The sequence below is a fragment of the Bellilinea sp. genome, from assembly GCF_053501535.1.
Genome location: NZ_JBRCOK010000088.1, coordinates 24,844 through 32,397, shown reverse-complemented (window position 1 = coordinate 32,397; position 7,554 = coordinate 24,844). Strand labels below are relative to the sequence as shown.

At 53.1% G+C, this 7,554-nt stretch carries 6 protein-coding genes; all 6 read right to left on the bottom strand.

The features are described 5' to 3' along the window. Positions 1–1,869: bifunctional transaldolase/phosoglucose isomerase (locus ACWIZX_RS09075; RefSeq protein WP_448335529.1), on the bottom strand; the 1,869-nt coding region annotated here is incomplete at its 3' end. A 10-nt stretch (positions 1,870–1,879) separates the two neighbouring features. Next, the gene (gene rpiB, locus ACWIZX_RS09070) at positions 1,880–2,326 is read right to left on the bottom strand and encodes a ribose 5-phosphate isomerase B (protein WP_448335528.1); all 447 of its coding nucleotides are present in this window, start codon (positions 2,324–2,326) and stop codon (positions 1,880–1,882) included. Positions 2,327–2,338: 12 nt separating this feature from the next. Next, the gene (gene tkt, locus ACWIZX_RS09065; protein ID WP_448335527.1) at positions 2,339–4,360 is read right to left on the bottom strand and encodes a transketolase; all 2,022 of its coding nucleotides are present in this window, start codon (positions 4,358–4,360) and stop codon (positions 2,339–2,341) included. A gap of 179 nt (positions 4,361–4,539) precedes the next feature. Beyond that, positions 4,540–6,981 carry a heavy metal translocating P-type ATPase gene (locus ACWIZX_RS09060; protein WP_448335526.1) on the bottom strand — a complete coding sequence of 814 codons (2,442 nt, stop codon included), beginning with the start codon at positions 6,979–6,981 and terminating at the stop codon, positions 4,540–4,542. Then, a complete protein-coding gene (locus ACWIZX_RS09055) occupies positions 6,978–7,190 on the bottom strand; it encodes a heavy-metal-associated domain-containing protein (protein ID WP_322792696.1) in 213 nt (70 codons plus the stop codon). Before ACWIZX_RS09055 ends, ACWIZX_RS09060 begins: the two co-directional genes overlap by 4 nt. 24 nt (positions 7,191–7,214) lie before the next feature. Further along, positions 7,215–7,493 (bottom strand): metal-sensitive transcriptional regulator, encoded by a 279-nt coding sequence (locus tag ACWIZX_RS09050; RefSeq protein WP_448335525.1) that lies wholly within the window; start codon positions 7,491–7,493, stop codon positions 7,215–7,217. Positions 7,494–7,554 lie beyond the last annotated feature (61 nt).

Here is a 7,554-nt window from a genome sequence, read left to right as displayed (position 1 = left end):
ACCCAGCACCAGACCGGGGTTGCGGGCGGCAGGCGTGTTGGGTAAACACTGGGTCATCATCCGCTCGGCGCGTTGGAGCAGGGTTTCGAGGTTCATGCCCAGCAAAGCAGCCGGAAATAAACCGAAGGGGGTCAATGCCGAGTATCGCCCACCGACTTGTGGATCGCCGGGCAGCATGGCGCGGAAACCTCTTTCACGCGCTAATTTTTCCAGCGGGGTACCCGGGTCGGTGATGGCGACAAAATGCGCAGCGGCTTTTTCTCCCAGTCTATCCGCTGCCAGATGCCAGAAGTAATCGAAAAAGGCATTCACTTCGCTGGTCGTGCCAGACTTGCTGGACACGATAAAGAGGGTCTGCTCGATTGGAGCGCGGCGGGCGGCTTCTTGAACCTGCTGGGGATCAGTAGAGTCAAGAATAGCAAGATCAAGAGCATCCACTTCTGCCAGCTTGCCCACCCCAAATGTTAAGCGCAAGACTTCCGGCGCAAGTGATGAACCGCCCATCCCCAAAAGAAGAGCATGGGTCAAGCCATCTTTGCGACAGGACTCGGATAGCTGCCGGTAATCCTCGATCAGGTTACGGCTGTTTTTAGGGGAATGCAGCCAACCCAACCGCTGACGAATTTCAGCCTGACCTTTTGGATTGTCTGTCCAGAGAGAGGCATCCAGTTCAAAAATTCGCTGGATAACCTGTTCCTGCTCCTGTCTTTGCAAAGCGGTTGGAAGGATACCGCGAAGTGGTCCAAGTTCCTCAAGCGCGGCCTGGCGGCGCTGCTCAATGGCTTGTTGAAGGGCGGTAAAAGCATCGGCAAAGGCTTTGACCCCTTCTATTTCCAGTTCATAGGTGACGCGGTCCATCGAGATACCGAGTTGTTCCAGTTGTTGGATAACTTTCTGCTCGGCTTGTACATCTGCCCCCAGTTTAATTTGCGCTTCACCATGATCGGTAAAGGCTTCCAGCGTTTGGGGAGGAACGGTATTGACTGTGTCAGGACCAATCAACTCTTCCACATAGATGACATCCCGATAGGCCGGGTTTTTGGTGCTGGTGGAAGCCCAAAGAGGACGCTGGGTTCGCGCGCCCTTTTCTCGTAGGAAAATAAACCGCTGTTCAGAAAATTTTTCAAGAAAGAGGGCATAGGCCAGACGAGCATTGGCAATGGCGGCTTTGCCAAGCAGGGATTGAGCGAGGGCTGCATTGCTCTCTTCTTTCTGGATAATTTCATTCAACAATTGGTCTACTTTAGTATCCACCCGCGAGACAAAGAAAGAGGCCACCGATGCAATTCGGTCAATGGGTAGGCCGTTCGCCAGACGGTCTTCCAATCCAGAGAGGTAGGCATCAATCACCTGGGCATAACGGGTCAGTGAAAAGATGAGTGTTACATTGACGTTGATGCCTTCGGCAATAGATTGCCGAATTGCGGGGATGCCTTCCGGTGTGGCCGGGATTTTAATCATCAGATTGGGACGGTTGACCAGAGACCAGAGTCGTTTGGCTTCGGCAACCGTGCCGGAGGTGTCATTTGCCAGGAGAGGATTGACCTCTAAACTCACAAATCCATCTGCCGCATTGGATTCTTCGTATAGCGAACGAAAAAGGTCGGCTGCGGCTTGTATATCTTCGATGGCCAGCTGAGTGAAAATCTGTTCGGCACTCCAACCCGACCAGGCCATGGGTTTGAGGGCGGCATCGTAATCGTTGGAGCGTGCAATGGCGTTGTGGAATATGGAGGGGTTGGAGGTTACTCCGCGGATGAGCCCTTGTTCAAGAAATTGGGCCAGTTTGCCATTTTCCAGTAAAGAGCGTTGAATATTGTCATACCACAGGGATTGACCCAATTGGTGAAGTTGATGGACACGGTTCATGGAATACCTCTTAATTTTCTCTTTCAATAGCCTGAACTTTTCCAAAGCGGCGGGCATGACGCTCTTCACCGCTAAAAGAGGCGGACAAAAAGGCGCGCACGATTTCTTTAGCCAGCTCTGCGCCGATAATTCGGGAGCCCAAACAGAGAACATTCATGTTGTCGTGTTCAACTCCCTGATGAGCGGAATAGGTGTCATGGCACAAACCAGCATAAATGCCCTTGAACTTGTTGGCGGCTATACTGGCGCCTACGCCGGAACCGCAAATAACAATTGCGCGCTGGGCTTCGCCATCCAAAACTGCCCGGCAGGCCTTGCGGGTGAAATCGGGGTAGTCCACTGCTTCGGGAGAGTAAGTACCCAGGTCAACTACTTCATGCCCAGCGGTGCGCACGGCTGATATGATTTCCTCTTTCAACAAAAAACCGGCATGATCACAGGAAATTGCCACTCGCATGGGGTTGTCCTCCTATGGGTTGCTGATACCCAGCAGGTTTCGGGCTTCTTTCAAAATGTTTGCTGCGGTTAAGCCAAATTCCTCATAGATTTTTTTGTAAGGGGCGGATGCGCCGAAACGCTCGATGCTGATAATGCGCCCCTGATCGCCAACATAACGATGCCAGCCCTGTGCCACACCGGCTTCAACCGCCAATCGGCGTTTGATGGATGGAGGTAAAACCTCATCGCGATAACTCTGGTCTTGTTGCTCGAATAATTCCCAGGAGGGGAAAGATACCAGGCGAACATTGTAACCTTCGGCAGCCAGTGTGTAACCGGCATCTACAATCAGGGCTACTTCTGATCCGGATGCCATCAGAATAATTTGGGGCTTTGCTCCGCCGAGGTCTGCCAGCACATAAGCACCGCGCTGTAAACCGCTGGCAGGGGCGAATGTGCTGCGGTCCAGCACGGGCACGGCCTGGCGGGTCAGGGCAAGGGCGGTCGGTTGGTGGCGGTTACGAATGGCAGCAATCCATGCCTCGCGCACTTCGTTGGCATCGGCTGGACGGATAACGATCAGGTTGGGGATGGCACGCAGCGTTGCCAGATGTTCAACCGGCTGGTGGGTTGGGCCATCTTCCCCCAGGCCGATGCTGTCATGGGTATAGACCCAAATTGAGGGAATGTGCGAGAGGGCGGAGATGCGCACTGCCGGTCGCATATAATCCGAAAAGACCAGAAAAGTACCGGCATAGGGAATCACACCACCATGCAGGGTCATTCCGTTGACAATTGCGCCCATTCCGTGTTCGCGCACCCCAAAGTGAAAGTTGCGCCCAAGACGGTTATCGGCTTGAAAAGAAGGGCTGTTGTTGATCCAGGTATTGTTGGAAGGGGTGAGGTCTGCTGAACCGCCGATCAGTTCCGGCAGGCGTTCGGCTAATGCGTTAATCACCTTGCCGGATGCTGCCCGGGTAGCCATTCCCTTGGGGTCAGCGGGGAATTCAGGTAAGTTGTGATCCCAGCCCTCGGGAAGTTCCCCTGCCAGCCGGCGTTTCAATTCGGCGGCCAGATCAGGATGGGTCTGTTGATAGGCGTTGAACAGGCGCTGCCATTTACGCTCGGCGCGTTGACCGGTTCTCAGCGCGGAGCGGAAGAACTGCAGAACATCCTCGGGGATGTAAAAGTCGGGTTCAAGCGGCCAGCCTAATTTTTGTTTGGCGCCGCGCAGTTCCTCTTCTCCGGGCGGTTCGCCGTGTGCTTTGGCGGTGTCCTGCCGGGTAGGTAATCCGTAACCAATATGGGTACGGCAAAGAATGAGCGAAGGGCGGCTATCCCGACGGGCTTTTCGGATGGCGGATTCGACCTCACGGATGGAAAGTCCATCCACATTGCGAATGACCTGCCAGCCGTATGCCTCAAAACGTTTGGCGCGGTCTTCGGTGAATGCCAGATCGGTGGAACCATCAATGGAAATGCGATTGTCGTCGTAAAGATAAATTAATTTGCCGAGCCGCAAATGACCAGCTAGTGAGGCGGCTTCGGAAGCAACCCCTTCCATCAGGTCACCGTCGGTTACGATTGCATAGATAAAGTGATTAATCATCTCAAAGCCGGGGCGGTTGAATTGAGCGGCAAGGTGTGCCTCGGCGATTGCCATGCCCACACCGTTGGCAAAGCCTTGTCCAAGCGGGCCGGTCGTGGTTTCCACGCCGGGGGTGAGACCATACTCCGGATGACCGGGGGTACGGCTGCCCCATTGCCGGAATTTCTTAAGTTCTTCCAGCGGAAGATCATAGCCGGTCAGGTGTAACAAAGAATAAAGCAGCATGGAACCATGGCCGCCTGAAAGAATGAAGCGGTCACGGTCGGGCCAAGCCGGGTTTGCAGGGTGATGTTTGAGGAAACGTGTCCAGATGACATATGCCAGAACAGCAGCGCCCATTGGCAAACCGGGGTGGCCGGAGTTGGCTTTCTGGACACCATCTGCAGAGAGAAAACGAATGGTATTGATGGCCTTTTCTTCGAATTGCGGAGTGAGTTGTTTCATGTGAAGTTCCTTCCTCTTTGACATTGAATAAAAATATCATGCAAATAAGTTCTGGTTTGAAATTCTACCATTTTATCGTTTAGAACGTTCAAGTTTTGATGGAAATGTAAAAAAATGCACAGATTCAACCCATTGGGAATCATCTGCGCATCGTGTAGAAAAATGTGACTTTAATTTAATCAATCCAAGGGGGTTCTTCTCAACCTCAGACTGTTGCTAACCACAAAAACACTGCTGAATGCCATGGCTGCGGCTGCCAGCATGGGATTCAAGAAACCGGCAGCAGCAGCGGGAATCAGAATCGTGTTGTAGAAGAATGCCCAGAAAAGGTTCTGCTGGATGGTTTTAAGTGTGCGCCGCGCAAGGCGGATGGCGCGTACAGCTGCGCGTAAATCCCCGCTGATGAGGGTAATGGGAGCAGCAGCCATAGCAACGTCGGTGCCAGTGCCGATGGCGATGCCCACATCTGCCTGAGCCAACGCGGGCGCATCGTTGATTCCATCACCAATCATGGCAACTACATTACCCTGACTTTGCAGTTCCTTGACTTGTTGAGCTTTCCCGTCCGGCAGAACTTCAGCGCGCACATCATCAACGCCAACCTGGGCTGCGATGGCTTCGGCTGTACGGCGGTTATCCCCCGTCAGAAGGGTAACTTTCAAGCCGAGCCGGTGAAATTCCTCAACCGCCTCCTTTGAACCCTCTTTGATTCTATCCGCGATGCCAATTACACCCTGCGGTACACCGTCAATACTAACCAGAATTACTGTTTTGGCGGAACTTTCCAGTTCAGTGATTACTGTTTGAATGCCGTTCAGGGAAAGATTTTGGAAAACCTCCCAACGCGGACTGCCAACCCAGACTTGATGACCATCCACGTCGGCCTGAATACCGTGCCCGGTAACTGCTTTGAAGGATTGCGGTTGGGCCAACTTTAACTCACGATTACCGGCTTCGGCCACAATGGCTTGTGCCAGAGGATGTTCACTGACCTGCTCGGCGCTGGCTGCTAACTTTAACCATTCCCAATTGGCGGTTTGTGAGTTGGGCTGGGGCGGGTAAAGCGGAATGAGGTCGGTTACCCCTGGCTGACCGCGCGTAATTGTGCCGGTTTTGTCCAACACCACGCGGTTAACCCTGGCCGCTCTTTCCAATGCTTCACTGTTGCGTATCAAAACTCCACCCTCGGCGCCTCGTCCGGTAGCTACCATGACGGCTGTGGGGGTGGCCAAACCGAGCGCGCATGGGCAGGCAATGACCAGCACCGCCACCATGTTGACCATTGCGCGGGTGAAGAGACTGGTTGGGGCAGCGGCGGGCAGGGGGATTAGAAAATACCACACCAGAAAAGTGACTGCTGCGATGGCGATTACAGCCGGGACGAAGATAGCCGCTACTCGATCAACCAGTTTTTGGATGGGTGCTTTACTGCCCTGTGCATCTTCTACCAGTCGGATGATTTGTGCCAGCACGGTTTCTTTTCCAACCCGGGTGGCTTCAAAGCGGATGAAACCGTTCAGGTTGAGAGTTGCTCCGATCACCGCATCGCCGGGGCGTTTTTCAACCGGCATTGATTCTCCGGTAAGCATGGCTTCGTCCACGCTGGTGTGACCCTCGATGATGACGCCATCAACGGGGATTTTTTCTCCGGGACGCACCAATACAATATCCCCGATGGTTACTTCTTCAATTGGCACTTCCATTTCCTGATTGTTGCGGGTGATGCGGGCGGTCCGAGCCTGCAATCCCATCAACTTTTTGATGGCTTCGCTGGTTCGGCCTTTGGCACGCGCTTCTAAAAACTTGCCCAATCGCACCAGGGTGATGATGACGGCGGCGGTTTCAAAATAAACATGGTCATTGACCAAGCCAAGCAAGATGGCTATCGAGTAAAAGTAGGCTGCAGAAGTGCCCATGGCAATCAGTACATCCATGTTGGCAGAACCGTTGCGAAGGGCATGGTAGGCATTACGGTAATACTGTCCACCTACGTAAAATTGAACCGGGGTGGCCAGAACAAACAGCAGCCAGTTCAACCAGGGTGCATGTTTCCACTCCATCGGCAGAAAGCCGAGATCACGTCCCATCGAAAGCAGAAAGAGGGGCAAGGTAAAAATGATACCGATGATCAGCAACTGGCGCTGATGGCGGATCTCGGTTGCGCGGGCTTCGCCTTCGGCATCCTGCACCTGGATATCTCTTTCAAGCGTTGTAAAACCAGCCGACTGGATGACTTTGCGCAGATCGGTTTGGTTAACCAGAGTTGGAATGTACTCGACCTGTACACGTTCAGCAGCGTGGTTGACCTGTACCTTGAGAATACCGTCAATCCGGCTGAGAGCTTTTTCCAACCGCCGGGCGTCGTTGTCATCGCTCATCCCTTGCACGGTAAAACTGGCCTGCCCGGTTGCCACCCCGTATCCCGCGCGCTGAACGCGCTGGATAAGATCATCCAGCCCTACCAGAGCGGGATCAAATTCGACCACGGCTCGTTCGGAGGACAGGTTTACAGCCACGGTTTGAACGCCGTTTTGTTTTTTCAGGTTGCGTTCAATGGTGGCAACACAGTTGGCACAGGTCATGCCGGTAACCGGCAAAACGACTTGTCTGGTTTGGTTCATGATGATTTCTGAACAGGGTAATTGATTTCAGCCAGCAGATTTTCAATTTTTTCCGGATTTGCCGGCGGTTGAAAAGAAACAATCACCTGTTTGGAATTCAGGTCAGCCTGAACCGATTGAACGCCTTCCAGTTCGCCAAGTTCCATTTCAATGGTATGAACACAGTGATGGCAGTGCATGCTGGGAACAGAATAGGTAACGGTATTCATGAGAAACCTCCTGAAAGATTGGATTTAGACTTTGGACATGGCTTCGTAAACATCCACGATTTCGCGCAGAACTCGCTCTCTCTCCTGCGGGTCCTCCCCACGGACAGCGGTAATCAGGCAGGTGTTGAGGTGGTTTTCCAGCAAAATGGAGCTGACCTTATTCAGTGCAGATTGCACCGCCTGAATCTGGCGGATGATGTCTATGCAGTAGGCATCTTCTTCAACCATGCGCTGAATTCCGCGTAAATGCCCTTCGGCTGTCTTCAAGCGATTGAGCACATTTTCATGTTTCATATCTGCCATATCCCTTCCTCTCCCACCCCCACTGGGGAGGGGTATTTCAATCATACCCAATCAAATCGGA